We start from the raw sequence: 23,674 nt of genomic DNA, 5'->3' as shown, positions 1-23,674 counted from the left end.
TACAAAAAAATGCCAGGAGCAAAATTATGGATCACTTACCAATGCCAACCTTTGGCCCACTTGCCGGGGTACGAGTTGTATTTTCAGGGATCGAGATTGCCGGTCCGTTCGCCGGACAGATGTTCGCCGAATGGGGTGCTGAGGTTATCTGGATTGAAAACGTTGCGTGGGCCGATACCATCCGCGTACAGCCTAACTATCCGCAGCTCTCACGTCGTAACCTACACGCCCTGTCGCTGAATATTTTCAAAGATGAAGGTCGGGAAGCATTTCTGAAGCTAATGGAAACCACCGATATCTTCATTGAAGCCAGTAAAGGCCCGGCCTTTGCTCGTCGCGGAATTACTGATGAAGTGCTGTGGGAACATAACCCGAAACTGGTAATCGCCCACCTTTCCGGCTTCGGCCAGTTTGGGACCGATGAGTACACTAATCTTCCGGCATATAACACTATCGCGCAGGCGTTCAGCGGCTATCTGATCCAAAACGGCGACGTTGATCAGCCGATGCCTGCTTTCCCGTACACCGCCGATTACTTCTCAGGAATGACCGCAACGACAGCGGCGCTGGCTGCCCTGCACAAAGTACGCGAAACGGGCAAAGGTGAAAGCATTGATATCGCCATGTACGAAGTCATGCTGCGTATGGGTCAGTACTTCATGATGGATTACTTTAACGGCGGCGAAATTTGCCCACGCATGACCAAAGGCAAAGATCCGTATTACGCTGGCTGCGGCCTGTATAAATGCGCCGATGGTTATATCGTCATGGAGCTGGTAGGCATCACACAAATCAATGAATGCTTCAAAGATATCGGCCTCGCCCATATTCTTGGTACGCCAGAAGTCCCGGAAGGTACCCAGCTTATCCATCGCGTGGAATGCCCTTATGGCCCGCTCGTGGAAGAGAAACTGGATGCGTGGTTGGCAACGCACACCATCGCCGAAGTGCAGGCGCGCTTTGCAGAGCTGAATATCGCCTGCGCGAAGGTACTGACCATTCCGGAACTGGAAGGCAACCCGCAGTACGTTGCTCGTGAATCTATTACTCAGTGGCAAACGATGGATGGTCGCACCTGCAAAGGACCGAATATCATGCCGAAATTTAAAAACAACCCGGGGAAAATCTGGCGTGGCATGCCGTCACATGGCATGGATACCGCCGCCATTCTGAAAAACATTGGTTATAGCGAAGCAGACATAAATGAGCTGGTCGGCAAAGGCCTGGCCAGAGTTGAGGAATAAACGTGACGCGCTGACCCGCGAGTGGGTTAGCGCTCACGCCTGATTTCAGTGGATAAAGCAATATGGATATCGTTGGCGGACAAAACTTACGTCAGATGTGGGACGACCTGGCCGGGGTGTACGAAGATAAAACGGCGTTAATTTTCGAATCCTGCGAAGGAAACGTTCGGCAGTTTAGCTATGCCTCGCTCAATGAAGAGATTAACCGCACGGCGAACCTTTTCCATTCCTTAGGGATCCGCAAAGGCGACAAGGTCGCGTTGCATCTTGATAACTGTCCGGAATTCATCTTTTGCTGGTTTGGGCTGGCAAAAATTGGCGCCATTATGGTGCCGATTAATGCCCGATTACTGGGCGAAGAAAGCGCCTGGATCCTGCAAAACAGCCATGTGAGCCTGTTAGTCACCAGTGCCCAGTTTTATCCTATGTATCGCCAGATACGGCTGGAAAATACGACTCCGCTTAATCATATTTGCCTGATTGGCGAGCAACTTCCGGTTGACGACGGCGTGAGCCACTTTACCCAACTGCAAGCCCGCCAGTCGACTACGCTGTGTTATACGCCCGCGTTATCCACTGATGATACGGCAGAAATTCTGTTTACCTCTGGCACCACCTCACGACCTAAAGGGGTAGTGATTACCCACTACAACCTGCGATTTGCCGGCTATTACACCTCCTGGCAAATCGCCCTGCGTGATGACGACGTCTACATGACGGTGATGCCCGCTTTTCATATCGACTGTCAGTGTACGGCAGCCATGGCGGCATTCTCTGCAGGCAGCACCTTTGTGCTGTTGGAGAAGTACAGCGCCAGGGCGTTCTGGGATCAGGTACGTAGATACCAGGCGACGGTCACCGAATGCATTCCGATGATGATCAGAACCCTGATGGTACAACCCGCGGCCCCAACGGACAGACAGCATCGCCTGCGCGAAGTGATGTTCTATCTCAATTTATCCGAGCAGGAAAAAGACGCCTTTACCGAACGCTTTGGCGTCAGGTTGCTGACGTCCTACGGTATGACCGAAACCATCGTTGGCATTATTGGCGATCGCCCAGGAGACAAACGGCGTTGGCCCTCTATAGGTCGCGTGGGTTTTAGCTATGAAGCCGAAATCCGTGACGATCAAAACCGTCCCCTGCCCGCCGGAGAAATTGGCGAAATCTGCATTAAAGGCGTGCCGGGCAAAACTATCTTCAAAGAGTACTATGCGCAGCCGGAGGCTACCGCCAAAGCGCTGGAACCTGAGGGTTGGTTACATACCGGAGATTCGGGTTACCAGGATGCGGACGGATTTTTTTATTTCGTCGACAGGCGCTGCAACATGATTAAACGCGGCGGGGAAAATGTCTCCTGCGTCGAGCTGGAAAATATTATTTCTGCGCACCCGAAAATTCAGGACATTGTGGTTGTCGGTATAAAAGATTCGATCCGTGATGAAGCCATTAAAGCATTTATCGTGCTCAATGAAGGTGAAACATTAAGCGAAGCTGAGTTCTTTAGCTTCTGCGAAAACAATATGGCGAAATTCAAGGTTCCCTCGTTTATGGAGATCAGAACCGACCTGCCACGCAATTGTTCAGGAAAAATAATCAAAAAAAATCTGAAATAACCCTTCCGGCTGGAATTCCTCCTGCCGGGAAATTTATTTATCTGGAGATGAACTATGAGTGAATCATTACATCTGACCCGTAATGGCCCGATCCTGGAAATTACTCTCGATCGTCCTAAAGCCAACGCTATTGACGCAAAAACCAGTTTTGCCATGGGGGAAGCTTTTCTTCATTTTCGTGACGACCCGGAATTACGCGTCGCGATTATCACCGGCGGCGGTGAGAAATTCTTTTCTGCGGGCTGGGACTTAAAAGCAGCGGCCGAAGGTGAAGCGCCTGATGCCGACTTTGGCCCCGGCGGTTTTGCTGGTTTAACCGAAATTTTCGACCTCGATAAGCCGGTTATCGCCGCAGTTAACGGCTATGCGTTTGGTGGCGGTTTTGAGCTGGCGCTGGCAGCGGATTTTATCGTCTGTGCGGAAAATGCCAGCTTTGCGCTACCAGAAGCCAAACTGGGGATCGTACCTGACAGCGGCGGCGTACTGCGTCTGCCTAAACTGCTGCCACCGGCTATCGTCAACGAAATGGTGATGACAGGCAGACGAATGAGCGCAGAAGAAGCGCTGCGTTGGGGTATCGTCAACCGCGTTGTCAGCCAGAGCGAGCTGATGGATAGCGCGCGCGAACTGGCGCAGCAGTTGGTGAATAGCGCCCCGCTTGCTATCGCCGCACTGAAAGAAATTTATCGTGCGACCAGTGAAATGCCGGTAGAAGAAGGCTACCGTTACATCCGCAGCGGAGTACTGAAGCACTATCCGTCGGTGCTGCACTCAGAAGATGCGCTCGAAGGACCTCAGGCATTTGCAGAAAAACGCGATCCGGTGTGGAAAGGACGCTGATAACCGATGAGCTATTACGCCTTTGAAGGCCTGATTCCGGTAGTGCATCCAGAGGCGTATGTTCATCCCAGCGCCGTGTTGATTGGTGATGTGATCGTGGGAGCTGGCGTCTACGTCGGCCCACACGCCTCACTGCGCGGTGACTATGGTCGCCTGATTCTGGAGGCGGGTTCTAACTTGCAGGATGGCTGCATCATGCATGGTTATTGCGACACTGACACCATCGTGCATGAAAATGGGCACATCGGCCACGGTGCAATCCTGCACGGTTGCGTGGTGGGCAGGGACGCGCTGATCGGCATGAACAGTGTAATTATGGACGGCGCGGTGATTGGCGAAGAGAGCATTGTCGCCGCCATGAGCTTTGTCAAAGCCGGATTTCAGGGGGAAGCAAGGCAACTGCTGGTCGGTTCACCTGCTCGCGTACTGCGTGAAGTCACTGACCAGGAACTGCACTGGAAGCGACTGAACACTAAAGAGTATCAGGACCTTGCGGTCCGCTGCCGGGCAGGTTTACGTGAAACGCAGCCATTAACGCAGGTCGAAGAAAACCGGCCGCGCCTGAAAGGCACGACGGACGTGAAACCCAAATCAGCCCAGTAATCTATGCCGGATGCGCTAACGCTTATCCGGCCTACGAATCAATCACCGTTAACGCTACCATCAGGTAAGCGAATCATTAGCGACGCATACTTTTTGACAGCATCATCTGCCATTTCTGCTCACGGTTGAGCTCTGTTGGCGGAACGCCAGACAGTCGCGGCGTTTTCGCCACACTCACCTTTTTTTCCTGCAAATTGTGGCTCAATCGGTTGTAGAGGTGGGAATCAATACTGATGACTTTCACCAGACGCTGGCACTGGCAGCCCCGGCCTGCAATCTGATTAGGGATCATCTTAACTTCACAAACAATTTCTCCCACTTCCGACAAAATATAAGAGAGCGTATTAATTGCCTTGCAGTGTTCAATATCAAAATGGCGGGAAATTTCCTTTGCGGTGATCCAACGATCTTCAGCCATCATCCAGTCAGCAATTAACAAATAAAGCGGTCTTTCAACATATTTTTCACACATAAGCACACCATTTCACAAATTAAAAATCTGGCTACGGCCTGTCCAAATTAATAAAAACTAAGCCATATTAAAATTGTGGATATAAAAGATAGTATGCGACTTGAATGTTGATTAGTGTGAGCAATATCGTGCTTATTACATTGAAAATGTGGTTATGAAACTGCATTTGGCCAGGAATGACCTTACGAGAGGTAAAAAAGGGTTTCTTTACAGAAACCCTTTCAAGATAATATTACAGGTCCGGTTAACGCAATTATCACCGGCCCCTTTGCTTATGCCTTTTTGATCTGCGCGTGCATTTCCTGCACCGAGGTCACCTTCTCAGTGGCATCGGCATTCAGCGCCATCGCCGTCGCGAAACCGCCGTTCAAAGTGGTGTCATAATGCACTTTGTACTGCAGCGCGCTGCGGCGAATCAGCTTAGAGTCTTCAATCGCCTGACGACCTTCGGTGGTGTTGATGATGTAAGTGTACTCGCCATTCTTGATACGATCCTGAATGTGCGGACGCCCTTCATGCACCTTGTTCACCAGACGTGGGTTGATACCCGCTTCGCCCAGCACAATTGCCGTGCCGTGCGTTGCATCCAGCTCAAAACCAAACTTCAGCAGCTTCGCCGCCAGGTCAACCACGCGCTCTTTATCGCCTTCGCGAACGGAGAGCAGTGCACGACCCTGTTTTTTCATGGTGGAGCTGCTGCCCAGCTGTGCCTTGGCGAACGCTTCTGCGAAGGTACGACCCACGCCCATCACTTCCCCGGTAGAGCGCATTTCAGGCCCTAACAGCGGGTCAACGCCCGGGAACTTGTTGAACGGCAACACCACTTCTTTTACCGAGTAGTATGGCGGGATAACTTCTTTGGTGACGCCCTGCTGTGCCAGCGTTTTTCCGACCATTACGCGCGCCGCGACTTTCGCCAACGGTACACCCGTTGCTTTGGAGACGAATGGAACGGTACGTGCCGCACGCGGGTTGACTTCAATCAGGTAAACTTCGTTATTCTTCACCGCAAACTGGACGTTCATCAGACCGCGAACCTGCAGTTCGAAGGCCAGTTTCTGCACCTGCTGGCGCATTACATCCTGAATTTCCTGGCTCAGCGTGTACGCAGGCAGAGAACATGCGGAGTCACCAGAGTGTACGCCCGCCTGTTCGATGTGCTCCATGATGCCGCCAATCAGCACCATTTCGCCGTCGCAGATAGCATCCACGTCCACTTCAACCGCATCATCAAGGAAACGGTCCAGCAGCACCGGTGCATCGTTAGACACGCTGACCGCAGTCTGGAAGTAGCGACGCAGGTCGGCTTCGTCATAGACGATTTCCATCGCGCGACCACCGAGAACGTAGGATGGGCGCACCACCAGCGGGTAACCAATTTCTTTCGCCTTCTCAACAGCCTGTTCAATGGCCGTCACGGTGGCGTTCGCCGGTTGTTTCAGCTTCAGACGGTCAACCGCGTGCTGGAAGCGCTCACGGTCTTCCGCACGGTCAATGGCATCCGGGCTGGTACCGATTACCGGCACGCCTGCTGCTTCCAGCGCGCGCGCCAGCTTCAGCGGAGTCTGGCCACCGTACTGCACAATAACGCCTTTCGGCTTCTCGATGCGCACGATTTCCAGTACGTCTTCCAACGTTACCGGCTCGAAGTACAGACGGTCGGAGGTGTCGTAGTCGGTAGAAACGGTTTCCGGGTTACAGTTGACCATGATGGTCTCAAAACCATCTTCGCGCAGTGCCAGCGAGGCGTGTACGCAGCAGTAGTCAAACTCGATGCCCTGACCGATACGGTTTGGACCGCCGCCCAGCACCATGATTTTATCGCGGTCGACGGACGGATTTGCTTCACACTCATCTTCATAAGTGGAGTACATGTAGGCGGTGTCGGTGGCAAATTCTGCTGCGCAGGTATCCACGCGCTTGTAGACCGGATGCAGATTGTACTGGTCACGCAGTTTGCGAATTTCCGCTTCGCGAACGCCGGCCAGTTTCGCCAGACGCGCATCGGCGAAACCTTTACGTTTCAGCATGCGCAGGAAGTCAGCGTCGAGGCCGTTGATGCCAAGGTCGGCTACTTTTTCTTCCAGGCGTACCAGTTCTTCAATTTGCACCAGGAACCAGCGGTCGATGTTGGTCAGGTTGAACACGCCGTCGACTGACAGGCCCGCGCGGAAGGCATCGGCGATATACCAGATACGCTCTGCGCCCGCGTCTTTCAGCTCGCGGCGAATTTTGGTCAGCGCTTCAGGATCGTCCAGGCTTACTTTCGGGTCGAAGCCGGTCGCGCCCACTTCCAGACCACGCAGCGCTTTCTGCAGCGATTCCTGCTGGGTACGGCCAATCGCCATCACTTCACCGACAGATTTCATCTGCGTGGTCAGACGGTCGTTAGCGCCAACGAATTTCTCGAAGTTGAAACGGGGAATTTTCGTCACAACGTAGTCGATGGACGGCTCAAACGAAGCCGGAGTGCGGCCGCCAGTGATGTCGTTCATCAGCTCGTCGAGTGTGTAACCTACCGCCAGCTTGGCAGCGACTTTAGCAATCGGGAAGCCGGTTGCTTTGGATGCCAGCGCTGAGGAGCGGGACACGCGCGGGTTCATCTCAATAACAATCAGACGACCGTTTTTCGGGTTTACCGCAAACTGGACGTTAGAGCCGCCGGTTTCCACGCCGATTTCACGCAGTACCGCCATCGAGGCGTTACGCATGATTTGATATTCTTTGTCGGTTAACGTCTGGGCTGGCGCCACAGTGATGGAGTCACCGGTATGGATGCCCATCGCGTCGAAGTTTTCGATGGAGCAGACGATGATGCAGTTGTCGTTTTTATCACGAACCACTTCCATCTCGTACTCTTTCCAGCCAATCAGCGATTCATCAATCAGCAGTTCGTTGGTTGGGGAAAGGTCCAGACCGCGTTCACAGATTTCTTCGAACTCTTCACGGTTGTAGGCGATACCGCCGCCAGTGCCGCCCATGGTGAAGCTAGGGCGAATAATGCACGGGAAGCCAACGTCAGCGGCAACTGCCAGCGCTTCTTCCATGGTGTGAGCGATGCCTGAACGCGCGGTGTCGAGACCAATCTTCTTCATCGCGATATCGAAGCGACGACGGTCTTCCGCTTTATCAATGGCATCCGCCGTTGCGCCAATCATGGTCACACCGAACTCAGCCAGTACGCCCTGGCGCTCCAACTCCAGCGCGCAGTTCAGCGCTGTCTGGCCGCCCATGGTTGGCAGCACCGCATCCGGGCGCTCTTTCTCAATAATTTTGCGTACCACTTCCCAATGAATCGGCTCGATATAGGTGGCATCGGCCATTTCCGGGTCGGTCATGATGGTTGCCGGGTTAGAGTTCACCAGAATAACGCGGTAACCCTCTTCACGCAGGGCTTTACACGCCTGTGCGCCGGAATAGTCAAACTCACACGCCTGACCGATAACAATCGGACCCGCGCCCAGAATCAGGATACTTTTTATGTCTGTACGTTTTGGCATGGCTCTTTTACTCCTGATTATTTCGCGGACTGACGGTATTGCTCAATTAACTCGATAAAGTGGTCGAACAGCGGTGCGGCATCGTGCGGACCCGGGCTCGCTTCCGGGTGCCCCTGGAAACTGAACGCCGGTTTGTCGGTGCGATGAATCCCTTGCAGGGTGCCGTCGAACAGCGACTTGTGGGTCACGCGCAGGTTAGCCGGCAGCGTGGTTTCATCAACCGCAAAACCGTGGTTCTGCGCGGTAATCATCACCACATTTTTATCAATGTCTTTTACCGGGTGGTTACCGCCGTGATGGCCGAACTTCATCTTGATGGTCTTCGCACCGCTCGCCAGCGCCAGCAACTGATGGCCGAGGCAGATGCCAAATACCGGAATATCGGTTTCGAGGAACTTTTGAATTGCCGTGATCGCGTAATCACACGGTGCCGGGTCACCAGGGCCGTTAGACAGGAAGATACCGTCCGGATTCATCTTCAGAACGTCTTCAGCGGAGGTTTTCGCTGGAACCACCGTCAGGCGGCAGCCGCGGTCCGCTAACATACGCAGAATGTTACGTTTAGCGCCGAAATCGTACGCCACAACGTGGAACGGCAGTTCATCGGTAGATTTGGCTTCCGGCAGGTCACCGGCCAGCGTCCAACTACCTTGCGTCCAGCTATACGGCTCCGCGGTGGTGACTTCTTTCGCAAGGTCCATACCATTGAGGCCCGGGAATGCTTTCGCTTTTTCCAGCGCCAGCGCGGCATCCGGGTTATCGCCCGCAATGATGCAACCGTTTTGTGCGCCTTTTTCACGCAGCAAACGCGTCAACTTACGGGTATCAATATCAGCAATCGCCACAATGTTATGGCGCTTGAGGTAGGAAGAGAGGTCTTCGGTATCGCGGAAGTTGCTGGCAATCAGCGGCAGGTCGCGGATGACCAGGCCTTGCGCATGTACCTGAGAAGATTCAGCATCGGCTTCATTGGTGCCGACATTTCCGATATGAGGATAAGTAAGAGTGACGATTTGGCGGGAATAGGAAGGATCAGTGAGGATTTCTTGATAACCGGTCATTGAAGTATTGAAAACGACTTCCCCAACCGCCGAACCTGTTGCCCCTATGGCCCGACCGTGAAACTGGGTTCCGTCTTCCAGAACCAATAGCGCTGACTTAATCAAAACACCCTCCAGAGAATATTCACTCACTTTATTTGCATATTAATTCATTTACACATCATGAATCAATGCAAATTTGCTTACCTATGGATTTCTGGCAAACGGCGGCATTCTAGAGACAGCCCACGTAAAAGTCTACCCAAAAGGACATTTTTTATTATTATTTTACGCCACTGGGATAAATCACACGATTTAACAGGCAAAAAGATCAGCTAACTTGGGATGGAAAACGCTTGCGGCAGATAAAGAGTGTAAAAACAGGAAGTGCGATAGTAAAAAGTGGACCATTTGGTCAAAATTCACATTCAGATAACAAAACACCACCACAAAAAACTGGTAAAATCGCATTTAAATTAAAAACAACACTCAAACACTAAAAATCAAAGGGCAATAAAATATTGCCCCATGTAATCAATTAATTATGATTACAATAACCACATCACGAAGGGTAGTAAAAGCTATAAATTACGTAAATTAAGCACATCTTTCATATCAAAAAGACCATTTGACTTTGATTTCAGCCAAATTGCCGATCTCACCGCACCGTTAGCAAAGGTCATGCGACTGGACGCCTTGTGCGTAATCTCAATACGCTCGCCAATATCGGCGAACATCGCGGTGTGTTCCCCGACGATATCCCCCGCTCGTACCGTGGCAAAACCGATCGTGCCCGGTACGCGCTCGCCAGTGTAACCCTCACGGGAATAGACTGCGCAGTCTTTCAGATCTTTATCCAGCGCCCCAGCAATCGCCTCGCCCATGGCCAGCGCAGTGCCTGACGGCGCATCCACCTTGTGGCGGTGGTGCGCTTCGATAATCTCAATATCGGTGTAATCACCCATCACTTTCGCCGCCTTCTCCAGTAGCTTCAGCATGACATTCACACCCACGCTAAAGTTCGCGGCGAAAACAATAGCAATCTCCTGCGCGGCATCGCGAATAGCCTGTTTACCTATGTCATCAAAGCCGGTGGTGCCAATCACCATCCCTTTACCGTGCTGGCGGCAAAACGCCAGATGCGCCAGCGTGCCTTCCGGGCGGGTAAAATCGATGAAAACATCGAAATCATCTTTCACCGCTTCAAGGCTACTTTGTACGGTTACGCCCGTTTTCCCGGCTCCCGCCAACTCTCCTGCATCGCTTCCTAATAAGGAAGAACCGTCACGCTCCAGCGCCGCGCCGAGCTGTACGCCATCCATGCCGAGAGTGGCCTGAATCAACTGACGCCCCATGCGTCCTCCGGCTCCCGCGATGGCAACGCGGATTTGTGCATCATGCATAGCTATTCTCTTTTGTTAATTTTACGTAAATCGTTTTCAGATTAACCAGCGCATCGCTGCGCCGCCAGCCCAAAACGTCGATAATTAGAATTTAATGATAAACAGGCAGAGATATCAGTAAAAGGCATGACGATCAGCAAAAACCACATGATTCTCTGACTACCAGCGCAGGTGGCAGAATAATGCGTTTCGGTGGTTCGTCATTTCCCTGAATGCGGCTATAAAGCAGCTCTCCAGCCTTGCGACCAATCTCTTTTGCGGCCACTGAGACGGTAGTAAGCGCTGGTTGCACCAGCGCCGCTTCGGTGATGTCATCGAATCCCACCAGCGCAAAATCGCGCCCCGGTTCACGCCCCATTTTACGTAATGCCTGCATGACCCCAAGCGCTACGATGTCCTGATAACAAACGGCGGCGGTAATTTGCGGGAAACGCAGAAAAAGAGACTCCGCCGCTTTTGCGCCGTCAATTTGGCTGGCCTGCGTGGCGACTATCCATTCCGGATTCGGTGATATCCCCTGCTCCAGCAACGTGCTGGTGAAGCCACCGATACGCTGTGCCCGGCTACCTGAACTTGGGCTCCCCCCAATAAACGCAATATTCTTATGCCCCATTCTGACTAAATGAGTAGTGGCCATTTGCGTACCAAGAAAGTTATCCGTTCCCACAAAATCAAAATCAGGATCGCTGAGGGGGCGGACCACCATGATGGCAGGAATATTGCGCCTTTTCAGTGCTTCAAAAAAGGATGTCGGTGTTTCGCGCGCCGCGCAGAGCACCATCCCGCAGGCATTATTGCGCATTAATGAGTCGACAAATTTTTGCTGCCGTTCTCCTGACTCTTCGCTGTTTGCCAGAAACAGCAGCAGGTCATGCCGCTCCATCTCATGGCTTAGCCCTGCTGTCATCTCACCATAAAAAGGGTTAGTAATGTCGTGTAACAACAATCCAACCTGATTACTGCTCCGGTTACGCAGATTAGCAGCGGTTTGATTATAAACGTAGCCAGCATCGTCCAGCGCTTTAAGTACCCGGTCACGTGTTGCCTGAGAAATGCGTCCCCGGTTACGCAGCACCATTGAAACGGTTGCCGTGGACACTCCCGCGCGTTCAGCAACCTGCGCCAGCGTGACTGTGGTCATGACTTCTCCTGTTTTTTTCAAAGGTTAATCGAATAACCGAAATAATGCCTTTTTACGTGTGATTCACATCACGCCAGCGTGCTTTTCATCGCACTGGTTTCAGATTATGGCGGGTTAATCGCGTTAACCACACTATGAAAATAAGGTTAATCGATTAATCTTAAATAAGCCAACACGGAGACAGAAAATGCATACAACTTATAATAAATTCCCTGAGGTTACCGTTCAGGGCTATGACAACCACGCCTGGCAGGGGTGGTCGTCGATCCATTCAGTGCTTAACGCCAGAGTTTCTGATGCAGCAAAAACCGTATTGATCGTCGATTGCTATCCGGGCGTGCGGCTTGATGAGCTGGAGCAACAGCTCGTTACGACGTTAGATGCCGCACTGGTGCTGAATATTGAATCCGCCCGCCGCGATGAGCAGGCCCTGCATCATTTACTGGCGCGCAACCTGACCGACGATCGCGTATTTGGTGTTCTCTCCTGCCACCATCTGGATGAGTTTTTTGATAGCAATAAACTCCGCCAGCTCCGCCAACAAATTGATGCCGTTACCGAAGGGCTTGTCGTGGTGTACGGCTCTGGCGCTGCGCTGGCACATTCTGGTGACATACTGGTTTATGCCGATCTTCCCCGTTGGGAAATTCAACAGCGTATGCGCCATGACGGGCTGGGAAACTGGGGGGCAGAAAACCAGGATGAAGATATTCTTCGTCGTTACAAACGTGCTTTTTTCATTGAATGGCGGGTATTCGACAGACACAAAACACCGTTACTCAAACGCGCCGATTATTTGCTTGATACCACGGTAGAAGGTAATCCCGCGATGGTCAGCGGTGACGCGCTACGCGCTGGCCTGCAACAAACAACCGAACAACCGTTTCGCGTTGCCCCTTTCTTTGACCCTGGCGTCTGGGGCGGCCAATGGATGAAACAACACTTCGATCTCGATCCCTCAGCCCCCAATTACGCGTGGTGTTTTGATTGCGTGCCCGAGGAAAACAGCCTGTTACTGCGTTTTGGCAACGTGCGGATCGAGATCCCTTCTCAGGACCTGGTATTAACTTATCCGCGCCCCCTGCTGGGTGAAAAAGTTCACGCGCGCTTTGGCGCGGAATTCCCGATCCGTTTTGACTTCCTTGACACCATTGGCGGGCAGAATTTGAGCTTCCAGGTTCATCCGCTCACCGAATACATACAGCAGCAGTTTGGTATGCACTATACCCAGGATGAGAGCTATTACATTCTCGAAGCCGAACCGGGGGCCGTGGTGTATCTCGGGACAAAAACTGGGATCGCACCGCAGGATATGCTCGATGATCTCCGGGCCGCAGGACGTGGCGAAAAAATCTTTGATGATGAGCGATTCGTGAATCAGATCCCCGCGCATAAACATGATCACTTCCTGATCCCCGCCGGCACCGTACATTGCTCGGGAGCAGGAACCATGGTGCTGGAGATCAGCGCAACACCTTATATTTTCACCTTCAAGCTGTGGGACTGGGGTCGTTTAGGCTTAGACGGCTTACCGCGCCCAGTGCATCTTGATCACGGTCAGCAGGTTATTGACTGGCAGCGCGACACGCAATGGGTGCACGACAACCTGATCAACCGTATTGAACCCATCGCTGAAGGTGACGGTTGGCGGGAAGAAAGAACCGGGATGCACGAACGCGAATTTATCGAAACGCGTCGCCACTGGTTTACGGCGCCCGTCACTCACCATACCCATGGCGGCGTCAACGTCCTGAACCTGGTCGAAGGCGCGCAGGCCGTTGTCGAAAGCCCGAACGGCGCATTTCCCCCGTTCGTCGTCAACTATGCAGAGACCTTTATCATCCCAGCCGCCGTAGGAGAGTATCGCATTTCGCCTTTTGGCAAAGGCATCGGTCAACAGCTCGCCACGATTAAAGCCTGGGTTAGAGGATAAGCGCATGATTAACGTTATTGTTGCCACCCATGGTCCCCTGGCGGAAGCGCTTCTCGCCAGCGGTCGTATGGTTTATGGAGAATTACCGCACGTTTTCCCCGTCACGCTGAGTGAACAGGCGGGTATCGAAGGGTTTAAACAGACGTTCACCCAGGTTCTCGCGAGTGCGGGAAAAGACGCTGACGGCGTTCTGGTGCTGTGTGACATGCAAAGCGGTACGCCGTGGAATGTCGCCTGCCATCATGCGTTTTCTGCACAAACGGTTCCTCCCGTTGCTGTCGTCGCGGGCGTTAATTTCCCGATGCTGTTACAAAGTGAGGAGATCTGCCATTTAACGGATGTTCATGCCGCAGCCGTCGAGCTGTTGGCGTTAACAGTACCCACGCTGATTAAAGCCGCCCCGGTTTTATCCGTTCAGTCCGACGATTTTTAAAGGAAACCATTATGAGTATTTCTTTTGTACGTATCGATGACCGCGTAATTCATGGGCAGCTCGTGACACGTTGGGCCAAAGAGCTGCCCTGTGACGGGATTGTCGCTATAGACGACGCCGTCGCGGCCGACCCTCTGCTCTCCTCGGTGATGAAAGGCGCCGTACAGGACACTAAAGTCTGGTTATTTGATACGGCTACCGCGATTGAAAAATTGCCGAAAGTCATTGCCAGCGAAAAGCGTTATTTCGTCATTGGCAAATCTCCCGTCACGCTCAAGCGCATTGAAGAAGCGGGTATCAGCCTGAAAAATGCCAACGGCAAGATTAATGTGGGTCCAATGAGTGCTCGTGCTGATACTACCACCATCGGCCCGAATCAGTCGGTCAACGGGGATGAAATTGCCGCCTTTGACTGGCTGACGCAGCATGGACATCTGGTTGAGTTTCGCCTGGTTCCTGATGCCAGTAGCTACAGCTGGCAGGACGCACGCCAGAAGCTGAAATAAGGAGCGTACGATGATTATCGAAGCTACGTTGATTGGCATACTTTGCTATCTCGGCGCCCTCAGCAGCCCCTGGCTTCTGGGACTGACCGGCGGCTGGTATCTGATCACCCGCCCACTGATTTCCGGAATGTTGGTCGGGATTATCCTCGGCGACATTAAAACCGGAATCATGATTGGCGTCGCGGTTCAGGCAGTGTATATCGCGATGGTAACGCCCGGCGGTTCGATGCCGGCCGATCTCAACTTTGTTGCTTACCCGGCAATTGCTTTAGGTATCCTTTCAGGAAAAGGCCCCGAGGTTGCGGTCGCGCTGGCAGCCACCATCGGTATAGCCGGAACCATTTTGTTTAACGCGATGATGGTACTGAATTCCTTCTGGAATCACCGGGCAGATGTGGCGCTGGAACGAGGCGACGAACGCGGTATTTACCTGAACAGCGCCATCTGGCCACAGGTAACAAACTTTGTCCTGCGTTTTGTACCGACCTTTATTGCAGTCTACTTTGGGGCGCAATACATCAGCGGTTTTATGGACAGTTTGCCGAAAATTGTCTTGTCGACGATGAACGTACTGGGCGGCATTTTACCCGCCGTCGGGATCGCGATTTTGCTGAAACAGATCATCAAAAACTACACCATGTTGATCTACTTTCTCGTGGGTTTTGTCTGCATCGTCTTTTTAAAACTCAACATGGTCGCGCTGGTGATCGTCGGTTCGCTGTTGGCGTTGATCCATTACAACTACAAACCGGAACCACAGCAGACCGCGAATGCAAAGTCGGTTGTGGATGATGATGAGGATGAATTCTGATGGAAGAACGTACACTTACGCGTAAAGATCTTCGCCGCTGCTGGCGTGCATGGATGATGCACAACTTGTCATCGATGAGCTTTGAACGTCTGGAATCTTTTGGCTTTTGTCTGAGCATGCTTCCGGTGGCAAAAAAACTCTATCCCGATCCAGCCCAACGTACTGAAATGCTGCGCCGCCACGCCTCGTTCTATAATACGGAACCTCAGATTGGCGCAATCGTAAATGGCATGGTGCTGGGGCTGGAGGAGAAAAAAGCGAACGGTGAGCCGATCGATGGCGAGACCATTAACACCCTGAAGGTTGGCCTGATGGGCCCGATCGCCGGGATCGGCGATTCCATGATCCCTGGGATGTTGATCCCTATCCTGCTCAGTATCGGCATGGCCCTGGCGGCCGGCGGTAACATTCTGGGACCGCTGTTTTATACCGTTGCCTGGCTGGCCATCATCATTCCTGGTTCGTGGTTCCTGTTTCTGAAAGGTTACAAAATGGGATCTGGCTCGGTGGAAATGCTGGTGAGTAGCAAATCTGCCCGCCTGCGTGAAGCGTTATCGCTGCTGGGAGTATTTGTCATGGGGGGCGTAGCGGCAAGCTACGTGAAGCTTGGCACCGGGCTGGAATTTATCACTAAAGATGGGGTGAACATTCACGTTCAGCAGATGCTGGACGGTATCTTCCCGCAGTTACTGCCGCTGGTTGTGGTACTTGGCACCTGGTATCTGATGGCCAAGCGCGGTGTATCACCAGTGAAAGCGATGATTTTACTGCTGATTCTGGCCGCTCTTGGCGTCGCTACGGGCCTGTTTGCGGGTTAATACACAGAAAACATTACAACCGGGGCGATGCCCCGGTTTTTTATGGATGAAAATTTTGCCACAGCTCGGGGTGTTTGTCCGGACGCGAGATAAATTGAAAGCGCGCTGGATCCTCGATGAATTGCTGGTAAACAGGCGCGGAAGTAATCGAGAACTCCGTATATTGCCGGGGCGTTACGGCCTGCAGTCGTCCGGGAATATAACGGGGATTATGCTGCCAGATAATGTTGTTGCCCTGCAGTAGCGGATACCATGCCAATCCTTTATGTGCACGCACGGCGTCGTACTCAAAACCATATTCACGATCGCACCACGCGCCAAAGGTTAATGGTACATCCGGGTCTGCGGAGATGGTCGCATGTCCCCAGCCGGGCGGTACCAGCACTTTCTCTCCCGGTCCGGCAATGACGGCAAAACACCGGCCAGGGTCATCCTCAACATATTCCTGCATATAAATGATCGCTTTTCCCTGCCAGATTTCGTAAAGCTCCGGCGGAGACCAGCCGCTGTGCTGACTGATACGATGAACATGTCCCTGACTACGCACCGGTTCTTTCCCCAACCTTCCCGCTGCATAGGTCACCACGCCAAACAGCAGCATCCGCTTTTTCAATTCTTCGCGATCCTGCATTCGCGCAACATCCATCGCAATGGCATACACCTCCTGCGGTCCTTCACAGTGCGGATCGCGCAGCGAGGCACGAATGTGATCGAGTTGACGAATCTCTGGCATCGGTCCGGTAACGTCGTCCCCATAGCTAAAACCAAGTGGGTGATGATGGACCGTCATATCCAGGCCGTAAGAATGTGCTAAGTCAGCCATTCTGTACCTCCTTCGCCTGGACCGTCTTATTCTCCTCAAAGACTCTTATTCTGAAGCCCCTAGTGAGCGCCGCATAATCATGACCCGCAATTCCTGGCCATACGGCGAGCGCCGACAGCACCTCTTCCCCGGTGTTGATTAACCGGTGCGCGGTAAAACCGGGGATGATGTGGACAGATCCGGCGAATACCTTTTCTAACCGCGCGTCGCCCTGTTCAGTCTGCAGCAACAGCAGGCCCTTGCCACGCAGGCCAAAATAGACTTCCCCCTGTTCGCGGCGCGCATGGAAATGCCCGCGAGTCATAAAATATTCGCAGCCAACCCGGCCAGGATAAAGATGAGTAACGCCGGTATAGAGTTCGCCTTCAGCGGGAGACGTATCCAGCATTTCAACGTCATACACAACCTGCTCGCCGGTCAACTGTTGACGGGCGATTTCATCGGCAAAAACGTCAGTAAGATCCTGAATACGGGTGGATTTACGCAATAATGGGCCATCGGCTAAAGCGCCGCTTGCCCACGCCACCTGCGGTGGCTGGATAAAAGAAAGGTTCATATGTGTCTCCGGCCCGAGGAGAACAACAGCATCAGATTAGCAGATTAATCGATTAACCTGCTAATTCTGCCCGCATATTGCGGACCGGATCACAACCTCACGGGGCCAGCGCCAGTACCTCTGCCACCCACTGCTGAAATCCCTCAACGTCCAGCCCCAGCGCGACCTGCGCATTTGCCTGATGACCTAAACGTCCTTCAATGTCCACCACCGTCGTACCCGAGGTATATTCGCCCTGGGTTTCAACCGCCACGAAGCACGGTTGCAGGGTAAACAGTTCCGGGCGCACCAGCCAGGCAATAGCGCACAGATCGTGCATGCGCAGCCCCGTATTCATACTGCCGCTACGGTAATGGCTGAACAGCGCGTGCAGCATTTTTCCCGTCTGGTTAAGCTGAGGCAACGTCGCCAGGTAGTCCGGGGCGAGCATGGCCTGATTAGTGACATCCAACCCACACATCACAATCACCAGCCCGCTCTGGAAGACTTTCGCGGCGGCCTCGGGGTCGATAGCAATATTAAACTCGGCGTTTGGCGTGAAGTTTCCCCGCCCGGCAGAACCGCCCATAATCACCAGGCGCTTAATGTTGAACACGCATTCAGGATAATGAGTCAGCAGCAGCGCAATATTTGTCAGGGGGCCAATTGCCACCAGCGTCATGGGCTGTGAGGCGTGCATCAGCACATCGCGAATGGCCTGGAAGGCGGGTTTTGCCATCGCGTGGCGGTCGTGCTCGACAAAATCATACCCTTCCATACCGGACTCACCGTGTACGGAAGCGGCATCACGCAGCGGTCGCACCAACGGCATTGATGCCCCCTGCGCCAGCGGAATATCCGCATTCCAAAAGTGCAGCAGTTGCAACGCATTACGGGTAGTTTTTTCCACCGACACATTGCCTGCGACAGTAGTCATCAGTTGCAGATCCAGCTCAGGGGCAAACAGCGCAGCGGCAATAGCGGCGGCATCATCAATGCCGGGATCGGTATCAAGAATGATCGGTAAGCGCATGGTTTCTCCATAAAAAAATGCCAGACGTTAAGTCTGGCATCTTCTCATAATCGTAACCTGAAAGACTTACTCTACTTCACGAACATCCACACGCAGCTCTTTCGGCACTTCGAAAACGATGTTTTCTTCACGGCCTTCCAGCGGAATAGCTTCCCCACCGCCAAGCTCCTGCAGACGAGCAATCACGTTTTGCACCAGGATATCCGGCGCTGAGGCTCCAGCCGTCACGCCCACGCACCTGGCTTCTTTCACCCATGCTTCCTGGATATCGGTCGCATCGTCAATCAAATACGCCGCTTTCCCCATTCGCTGGGCCAGTTCAGCCAGACGGTTGGAGTTAGAGGAGTTTTTCGAGCCGACCACCAGCACCACATCGGCCTGTTCCGCCAGCGCACGGACCGCTTCCTGACGGTTGGTGGTGGCATAACAGATATCATCTTTGCGCGGCCCGACAATTTTCGGGAAACGTTGGCGCAGTGCGTCAATGACGTCAGAGGTATCATCAACGGAGAGTGTGGTCTGCGTCATGAAGGATAATTTGCCTTCATTTTTCACATTCAGTTTCAGCACGTCTTCCGGTGATTCAACCAGGTACATTCCCCCTTGCGGGTTACTGTACTGCCCCATCGTGCCTTCGACTTCCGGGTGACCGGCATGACCAATCAGAATCGACTCTTCGCCACGACGGCTGGCGCGGGCAACTTCCATATGCACTTTCGTTACCAGCGGACAGGTTGCATCAAAAACCGTGAGGTCGCGGCCTTTGGCTTCGTTACGCACCGCCTGAGACACGCCGTGGGCAGAGAAGATCAGGATCGCGCCATCCGGCACTTCGCTGATTTGCTCAATAAAAATGGCCCCGCGCTCGCGCAGGCTATCCACCACATAGCGGTTATGTACCACTTCATGACGGACATAAATCGGCGCGCCGTAAATAGCCAACGCGTTTTCGACAATGCTGATAGCGCGGTCTACGCCAGCGCAAAAACCGCGCGGGTTGGCCAACAGGATCTGCATTTTACGCCTCCAGTGCCGGTTCGACTTCCAGCACTTCAATATCAAAATGAACGGTATGCCCAGCCAGCGGATGGTTGAAATCGACCGTGATCGAGTCACCATTGATTTCGCGGATCACGCCTGGCATCTCACTGCCGTCCATTGCGGTAAAGAGCATGATAGCGCCAATTTCTGGCTCACCCGCGTCCATAAATTCCCGACGCGAGAAATACTGAATTAAGTCCGGACTTGACACGCCAAAGGCGGCATCCGGCTCCAGAGCAAAAGTGGTTTTATCGCCTTCTTTTAGCCCCAGCAGGTGTTGCTCCAGCCCTTCAGACAGAGAACCGTCGCCCAGGCGAAACAGCGCAGGCTTGCCGTTATTGCGGGTTGACTCTGCGGTGGAGCCATCGTCGAGCTTAAGGGTGAAGTGCACCAGCACCGCACTGTTACTCTGTACTGATTTAGACATGCAGGTTGCTCTTTAAAATTGCTGCCGCCTGTCTGCCCGGTGGCGCTACGCTTACCGGGCCTACAAGGATCGCAGTAAATTGTCGGCCGGATTAGCATAGCGCCATCCGGCATTTTTTTATGCGGCTTTTTTCTCTTTCGACGGTAAGAAGCCTTCCAGAACAATCAATGCCGCACCGATACAGATCGCCGTATCGGCAAGGTTGAATGTCGCGAAATGCCAGTCACCAACGTAAAAGTCAATCATATCAACCACGAAACCGTGCCACAGGCGATCAAACAGATTGCCCAGCGCACCGCCAATGATTAACGCATACGCGATGTTATTTAGCTTCTGCGTCGCCTTTGAGCGATACATCATCACCATCAGAATGACACAAATTCCGATAGCGATACCGGCAAAGAACCAACGTTGCCAGCCACCGCTGTCAGCTAAGAAGCTAAACGCCGCGCCATAGTTACGCGCATAGTGCAGATTAAGCGATGGAAACAGCGACACCGTATCCCCCAGAGCAAAGTTCTGGAGGATCAGGTATTTGCTGCCTAAATCGATAATCAGCACGACTACCACCAGCCACAGCCAGCGTAGTCCTGTTGAACAAAGAGGCTTACTCATCAGGCAAACTTACGTTGTTCGCCATCACCGGCGATGTTGCTGACACAGCGTCCGCAGATATCTGCATGTTCCGCCACCTGGCCGACGTCGGTAGTGTAATGCCAGCAGCGCGGACATTTCTCACCTTCGGCTTTGCTCAGTACGATTTTCAGACCTTTGAGCAGTTCGCTCTGCTGAGCATCAGCAGGAGCCGCTGCAAAATCCGCAACCGTCGCACCAGAGGTCAGCAGTACAAAACGCAACTCTTCGCCCAATGCGGTCAGTTTCGCCGCCAGTTCAGGTTCAGCGTACAGGGTCACTGCCGCTTCCAGAGAACCGCCGACTTTCTTATCCGCACGCGCCTGCTCGATGACCTTGTTCACTTCGCCACGCACTTTCAGCAGTTCGTCCCAGTAGGCATCGTTCATCGCTTCGGTTTCGCCTAAGCCAAACAGGCCTTCATACCACTCACCGGTAAAGACGTACTTCTCACGCTCGCCTGGCAGGTAACCCCAGATTTCATCTGCGGTGAAGGACATGATCGGCGCCATCCAGCGAACCAGGGCTTCTGCAATATGGAACAGCGCGGTCTGGCAGCTACGACGCGCCACACTGTCGGCTTTCGCGGTGTACTGGCGGTCTTTAATGATGTCGAGGTAGAACGAACCCATTTCTACGGAGCAGAAGCGCATCAGGCGCTGTACCACTTCGTGGAAGTCATAGGCTTCGTAAGCTTTCAGGATCTCTTCCTGCGCCGCTTGCGCGCAACCTACCGCCCAGCGATCCAGCACCACCATATCTTCCGGTTTCACCATATCTTTTACCGGATCGAACCCGTTCAGGTTCGCCAGCAGGAAGCGCGCGGTGTTACGGATACGACGATAGCTGTCGGCAGCACGTTTCAGGATTTCGTCAGAAACGGCCATTTCGCCGGTGTAGTCGGTTGAAGCGACCCATAGACGCAGAATATCCGCGCCCAGTTTGTTCATCACGTCCTGCGGAGAAACGGTATTGCCGATAGACTTGGACATTTTGCGCCCCTGCCCATCAACGGTGAAACCGTGGGTCAGTACCTGACGGTATGGCGCTTTGCCTTTCATGGCGGTGGAGATCATCAGAGATGACATGAACCAGCCGCGATGCTGGTCAGAACCTTCCAGATACATATCTGCCGCATGCCCTGCAAACTCAGGACGCACGTCTACGACGGATGAGTGGGTTGAACCAGAATCGAACCATACGTCCAGCGTATCCGGGACTTTGACATACTGGTCAGCTTCGTCGCCGAGAATATCTTTCGGATCAAGATCCCACCACGCCTGGATGCCGTCAACTTCAACGCGTTTGGCCACTTCTTCCATCAGTTCGATAGCGCGCGGATGCAGTTCTTCGGTGTCTTTGTGGACAAACAGAGACATCGGCACACCCCACGTACGCTGACGGGAGATACACCAGTCAGGACGGTTGGCAACCATCGATTCAATACGCGCCTGGCCCCAGTCCGGGATCCACTGCACGCCTTTGATCTCTTTTAGCGACTGCGCGCGCAGGCCTTTCTGATCCATGCTAACAAACCACTGCGACGTTGCACGGAAGATGATCGGCGATTTGTGGCGCCAGCAGCATGGGTAGCTGTGCTGCATTTTTTCAACGTGCAGCAGCGCGCCTTTTTCGCTCAGCAGAGCGACAACAATATCGTTGGCTTTAAAAACGTTCACACCGTCCAGGGTCGGGTAGGTTCCCGCCAGGTAAGCGCCATCCGGACCCACCGGGTTCGCCACTTCCAGACCGTATTTTTGACCGATGACATAGTCGTCCGGGCCGTGGCCAGGCGCGGTATGTACCGCCCCGGTACCCGCATCCAGCGTAACGTGATCGCCCAGGATCGCCGGCACGTCAAAACCCATAAACGGGTGGGTAAAGCGCAGCAGTTCCAGCTCAGCGCCTTTCACGGTGCCGAGAATGGTGTATTCAGCCGCGCCAATACGCTGCATGACGCTTTCAACCAGATCTTTCGCCAGAATCACGGCCTGACCGTCAATCTGTACCAGCGCATAGTCAAAATCAGGTGCCAGGGAGATTGCGCGGTTCGCTGGTAACGTCCACGGGGTGGTAGTCCAGATAACCAGTGAGATCGGGCCGTTGACGTCAGAAACGCCAAATTTCGCTTTCACCGCATCCTGATCGACAGCGTGGAACGCCACGTCGATGGACGGGGAGGTTTTGTCGTAATACTCAACTTCCGCTTCCGCCAGCGCGGAACGGCAGTCAACGCACCAGTGAACCGGCTTCGCACCTTTATGCAGATGACCGTTACCGATGATCTTACCCAGCGCGCGAATGATGTTGGCTTCGGTTTTGAAGTCCATGGTCAGGTACGGATGTGACCAGTCGCCCAGCACGCCAAGACGGATAAAGTCTTTACGCTGTCCGTCAACCTGCGTAGCGGCGTATTCACGGCACTTGGCGCGGAACTCAGCGGCGGTGAACTTCTCGCCCGGCTTGCCATATTCCTGCTCTACTTTGAGCTCGATAGGCAGACCGTGGCAGTCCCAGCCCGGAACGTAAGGCGAGTCATAACCCGTGAGTCCTTTGGACTTCACGATAATGTCTTTCAGAATCTTGTTAACCGAGTGACCAATATGAATGCTGCCATTCGCATAAGGAGGGCCATCATGCAGAATGAAGGTTTTTTTGCCTTTTTTGGCCGCACGAATGATGCCGTACAGGTCATCATCAGTCCAACGCGCCAGCATTCCCGGTTCACGCTTGGCGAGATCGCCGCGCATCGGGAACCCTGTTTCCGGCAAATTCAGGGTTGATTTATAGTCACTCATCAGATTCTCGGTTCCGTATTTAAA

21 protein-coding genes are annotated in these 23,674 nt (G+C 53.2%); 9 read left to right on the top strand and 12 right to left on the bottom strand.

What is annotated here, in order from left to right; translation table 11 throughout:
- Nucleotides 1-26 precede the first annotated feature (26 nt).
- From caiB to caiE, 4 genes are all read left to right on the top strand, one after another.
- Nucleotides 27-1,244: an L-carnitine CoA-transferase gene (gene caiB / locus ACU8YC_RS14150; protein ID WP_151216711.1), complete on the top strand. Its 1,218-nt coding sequence runs from the start codon at nucleotides 27-29 to the stop codon at nucleotides 1,242-1,244.
- A 62-nt stretch (nucleotides 1,245-1,306) separates the two neighbouring features.
- The gene (gene caiC, locus ACU8YC_RS14145; RefSeq protein ID WP_151216710.1) at nucleotides 1,307-2,860 is read left to right on the top strand and encodes a crotonobetaine/carnitine-CoA ligase; all 1,554 of its coding nucleotides are present in this window, start codon (nucleotides 1,307-1,309) and stop codon (nucleotides 2,858-2,860) included.
- A 54-nt stretch (nucleotides 2,861-2,914) separates the two neighbouring features.
- The gene (gene caiD, locus ACU8YC_RS14140) at nucleotides 2,915-3,700 is read left to right on the top strand and encodes a crotonobetainyl-CoA hydratase (protein WP_116360653.1); all 786 of its coding nucleotides are present in this window, start codon (nucleotides 2,915-2,917) and stop codon (nucleotides 3,698-3,700) included.
- Between the two features lie 6 nt (nucleotides 3,701-3,706).
- The gene (gene caiE / locus ACU8YC_RS14135; protein ID WP_151216709.1) at nucleotides 3,707-4,303 is read left to right on the top strand and encodes a carnitine operon protein CaiE; all 597 of its coding nucleotides are present in this window, start codon (nucleotides 3,707-3,709) and stop codon (nucleotides 4,301-4,303) included.
- Nucleotides 4,304-4,379: 76 nt separating this feature from the next.
- Here the strand turns inward: caiE and caiF are convergent, their stop codons facing one another.
- From caiF to ACU8YC_RS14110, 5 genes are all read right to left on the bottom strand, one after another.
- A complete protein-coding gene (gene caiF, locus ACU8YC_RS14130; protein WP_151216708.1) occupies nucleotides 4,380-4,775 on the bottom strand; it encodes a carnitine metabolism transcriptional regulator CaiF in 396 nt (131 codons plus the stop codon).
- Nucleotides 4,776-5,047: 272 nt separating this feature from the next.
- Complete coding sequence (gene carB / locus ACU8YC_RS14125) at nucleotides 5,048-8,275, bottom strand: carbamoyl-phosphate synthase large subunit (protein ID WP_151216707.1); 3,228 nt, start codon at nucleotides 8,273-8,275, stop codon at nucleotides 5,048-5,050.
- Between the two features lie 17 nt (nucleotides 8,276-8,292).
- Nucleotides 8,293-9,441, bottom strand: coding sequence for a glutamine-hydrolyzing carbamoyl-phosphate synthase small subunit (gene carA, locus ACU8YC_RS14120; protein ID WP_187253708.1), 1,149 nt, complete (start codon nucleotides 9,439-9,441; stop codon nucleotides 8,293-8,295).
- A 455-nt stretch (nucleotides 9,442-9,896) separates the two neighbouring features.
- Nucleotides 9,897-10,718 (bottom strand): 4-hydroxy-tetrahydrodipicolinate reductase, encoded by an 822-nt coding sequence (gene dapB, locus ACU8YC_RS14115; protein ID WP_414438347.1) that lies wholly within the window; start codon nucleotides 10,716-10,718, stop codon nucleotides 9,897-9,899.
- 133 nt (nucleotides 10,719-10,851) lie between these two features.
- Nucleotides 10,852-11,859, bottom strand: a complete 1,008-nt coding sequence (locus ACU8YC_RS14110; protein WP_151216705.1) for a LacI family DNA-binding transcriptional regulator — start codon at nucleotides 11,857-11,859, stop codon at nucleotides 10,852-10,854.
- A gap of 187 nt (nucleotides 11,860-12,046) precedes the next feature.
- Here ACU8YC_RS14110 and ACU8YC_RS14105 point away from each other — a divergent pair, with 187 nt between their 5' ends.
- From ACU8YC_RS14105 to ACU8YC_RS14085, 5 genes are read left to right on the top strand one after another with little or no spacing between them, the layout of a single operon-like run.
- Complete coding sequence (locus ACU8YC_RS14105) at nucleotides 12,047-13,792, top strand: class I mannose-6-phosphate isomerase (RefSeq protein WP_414438348.1); 1,746 nt, start codon at nucleotides 12,047-12,049, stop codon at nucleotides 13,790-13,792.
- A 4-nt stretch (nucleotides 13,793-13,796) separates the two neighbouring features.
- A complete protein-coding gene (locus ACU8YC_RS14100) occupies nucleotides 13,797-14,225 on the top strand; it encodes a PTS sugar transporter subunit IIA (protein ID WP_151216703.1) in 429 nt (142 codons plus the stop codon).
- A gap of 11 nt (nucleotides 14,226-14,236) precedes the next feature.
- Nucleotides 14,237-14,731: a PTS system mannose/fructose/N-acetylgalactosamine-transporter subunit IIB gene (locus ACU8YC_RS14095; RefSeq protein WP_151216702.1), complete on the top strand. Its 495-nt coding sequence runs from the start codon at nucleotides 14,237-14,239 to the stop codon at nucleotides 14,729-14,731.
- A 10-nt stretch (nucleotides 14,732-14,741) separates the two neighbouring features.
- Nucleotides 14,742-15,542 carry a PTS mannose/fructose/sorbose/N-acetylgalactosamine transporter subunit IIC gene (locus ACU8YC_RS14090; protein ID WP_151216701.1) on the top strand — a complete coding sequence of 267 codons (801 nt, stop codon included), beginning with the start codon at nucleotides 14,742-14,744 and terminating at the stop codon, nucleotides 15,540-15,542.
- On the top strand, nucleotides 15,542-16,360 hold the full coding sequence (locus ACU8YC_RS14085) for a PTS system mannose/fructose/sorbose family transporter subunit IID (protein WP_151216700.1): 819 nt from the start codon (nucleotides 15,542-15,544) through the stop codon (nucleotides 16,358-16,360). The genes ACU8YC_RS14090 and ACU8YC_RS14085 overlap by 1 nt, the downstream gene beginning before the upstream one ends.
- Before the next feature lie 40 nt (nucleotides 16,361-16,400).
- On the opposite strand, the gene ACU8YC_RS14080 is transcribed toward ACU8YC_RS14085, so the two are convergent.
- From ACU8YC_RS14080 to ileS, 7 genes are all read right to left on the bottom strand, one after another.
- Nucleotides 16,401-17,183 carry a glucose-6-phosphate isomerase family protein gene (locus tag ACU8YC_RS14080; protein WP_151216699.1) on the bottom strand — a complete coding sequence of 261 codons (783 nt, stop codon included), beginning with the start codon at nucleotides 17,181-17,183 and terminating at the stop codon, nucleotides 16,401-16,403.
- A complete protein-coding gene (locus ACU8YC_RS14075; RefSeq protein ID WP_187253707.1) occupies nucleotides 17,176-17,739 on the bottom strand; it encodes a glucose-6-phosphate isomerase family protein in 564 nt (187 codons plus the stop codon). Before ACU8YC_RS14075 ends, ACU8YC_RS14080 begins: the two co-directional genes overlap by 8 nt.
- Nucleotides 17,740-17,836: 97 nt before the next feature.
- Nucleotides 17,837-18,751 (bottom strand): ribonucleoside hydrolase RihC, encoded by a 915-nt coding sequence (rihC, locus tag ACU8YC_RS14070; protein WP_446895459.1) that lies wholly within the window; start codon nucleotides 18,749-18,751, stop codon nucleotides 17,837-17,839.
- A gap of 66 nt (nucleotides 18,752-18,817) precedes the next feature.
- Nucleotides 18,818-19,768 carry a 4-hydroxy-3-methylbut-2-enyl diphosphate reductase gene (gene ispH / locus ACU8YC_RS14065; RefSeq protein WP_151216696.1) on the bottom strand — a complete coding sequence of 317 codons (951 nt, stop codon included), beginning with the start codon at nucleotides 19,766-19,768 and terminating at the stop codon, nucleotides 18,818-18,820.
- A gap of 1 nt (nucleotide 19,769) precedes the next feature.
- A complete protein-coding gene (gene fkpB / locus ACU8YC_RS14060) occupies nucleotides 19,770-20,219 on the bottom strand; it encodes an FKBP-type peptidyl-prolyl cis-trans isomerase (protein ID WP_003018929.1) in 450 nt (149 codons plus the stop codon).
- Nucleotides 20,220-20,336: 117 nt separating this feature from the next.
- Nucleotides 20,337-20,834, bottom strand: a complete 498-nt coding sequence (gene lspA, locus ACU8YC_RS14055) for a signal peptidase II (RefSeq protein WP_003018932.1) — start codon at nucleotides 20,832-20,834, stop codon at nucleotides 20,337-20,339.
- Nucleotides 20,834-23,650, bottom strand: a complete 2,817-nt coding sequence (ileS, locus tag ACU8YC_RS14050) for an isoleucine--tRNA ligase (RefSeq protein ID WP_446895458.1) — start codon at nucleotides 23,648-23,650, stop codon at nucleotides 20,834-20,836. The genes lspA and ileS overlap by 1 nt, the downstream gene beginning before the upstream one ends.
- Nucleotides 23,651-23,674 lie beyond the last annotated feature (24 nt).

Source organism: Citrobacter sp. VF227, from assembly GCF_052950715.1.
This window is presented reverse-complemented; position numbering and strand designations above follow the sequence as displayed.

What these genes read in the sequence shown, in the direction of transcription:
- caiB (WP_151216711.1), top strand. Translation starts at nt 27, where the DNA reads ATGGATCACTTACCAATGCCAACCTTTGGCCCACTTGCCGGGGTACGA.
- caiC (WP_151216710.1), top strand. Translation starts at nt 1,307, where the DNA reads ATGGATATCGTTGGCGGACAAAACTTACGTCAGATGTGGGACGACCTG.
- caiD (WP_116360653.1), top strand. Translation starts at nt 2,915, where the DNA reads ATGAGTGAATCATTACATCTGACCCGTAATGGCCCGATCCTGGAAATT.
- caiE (WP_151216709.1), top strand. Translation starts at nt 3,707, where the DNA reads ATGAGCTATTACGCCTTTGAAGGCCTGATTCCGGTAGTGCATCCAGAG.
- caiF (WP_151216708.1), bottom strand. Translation starts at nt 4,775, where the DNA reads ATGTGTGAAAAATATGTTGAAAGACCGCTTTATTTGTTAATTGCTGAC.
- carB (WP_151216707.1), bottom strand. Translation starts at nt 8,275, where the DNA reads ATGCCAAAACGTACAGACATAAAAAGTATCCTGATTCTGGGCGCGGGT.
- dapB (WP_414438347.1), bottom strand. Translation starts at nt 10,718, where the DNA reads ATGCATGATGCACAAATCCGCGTTGCCATCGCGGGAGCCGGAGGACGC.
- ACU8YC_RS14110 (WP_151216705.1), bottom strand. Translation starts at nt 11,859, where the DNA reads ATGACCACAGTCACGCTGGCGCAGGTTGCTGAACGCGCGGGAGTGTCC.
- ACU8YC_RS14105 (WP_414438348.1), top strand. Translation starts at nt 12,047, where the DNA reads ATGCATACAACTTATAATAAATTCCCTGAGGTTACCGTTCAGGGCTAT.
- ACU8YC_RS14100 (WP_151216703.1), top strand. Translation starts at nt 13,797, where the DNA reads ATGATTAACGTTATTGTTGCCACCCATGGTCCCCTGGCGGAAGCGCTT.
- ACU8YC_RS14095 (WP_151216702.1), top strand. Translation starts at nt 14,237, where the DNA reads ATGAGTATTTCTTTTGTACGTATCGATGACCGCGTAATTCATGGGCAG.
- ACU8YC_RS14090 (WP_151216701.1), top strand. Translation starts at nt 14,742, where the DNA reads ATGATTATCGAAGCTACGTTGATTGGCATACTTTGCTATCTCGGCGCC.
- ACU8YC_RS14085 (WP_151216700.1), top strand. Translation starts at nt 15,542, where the DNA reads ATGGAAGAACGTACACTTACGCGTAAAGATCTTCGCCGCTGCTGGCGT.
- ACU8YC_RS14080 (WP_151216699.1), bottom strand. Translation starts at nt 17,183, where the DNA reads ATGGCTGACTTAGCACATTCTTACGGCCTGGATATGACGGTCCATCAT.
- ACU8YC_RS14075 (WP_187253707.1), bottom strand. Translation starts at nt 17,739, where the DNA reads ATGAACCTTTCTTTTATCCAGCCACCGCAGGTGGCGTGGGCAAGCGGC.
- rihC (WP_446895459.1), bottom strand. Translation starts at nt 18,751, where the DNA reads ATGCGCTTACCGATCATTCTTGATACCGATCCCGGCATTGATGATGCC.
- ispH (WP_151216696.1), bottom strand. Translation starts at nt 19,768, where the DNA reads ATGCAGATCCTGTTGGCCAACCCGCGCGGTTTTTGCGCTGGCGTAGAC.
- fkpB (WP_003018929.1), bottom strand. Translation starts at nt 20,219, where the DNA reads ATGTCTAAATCAGTACAGAGTAACAGTGCGGTGCTGGTGCACTTCACC.
- lspA (WP_003018932.1), bottom strand. Translation starts at nt 20,834, where the DNA reads ATGAGTAAGCCTCTTTGTTCAACAGGACTACGCTGGCTGTGGCTGGTG.
- ileS (WP_446895458.1), bottom strand. Translation starts at nt 23,650, where the DNA reads ATGAGTGACTATAAATCAACCCTGAATTTGCCGGAAACAGGGTTCCCG.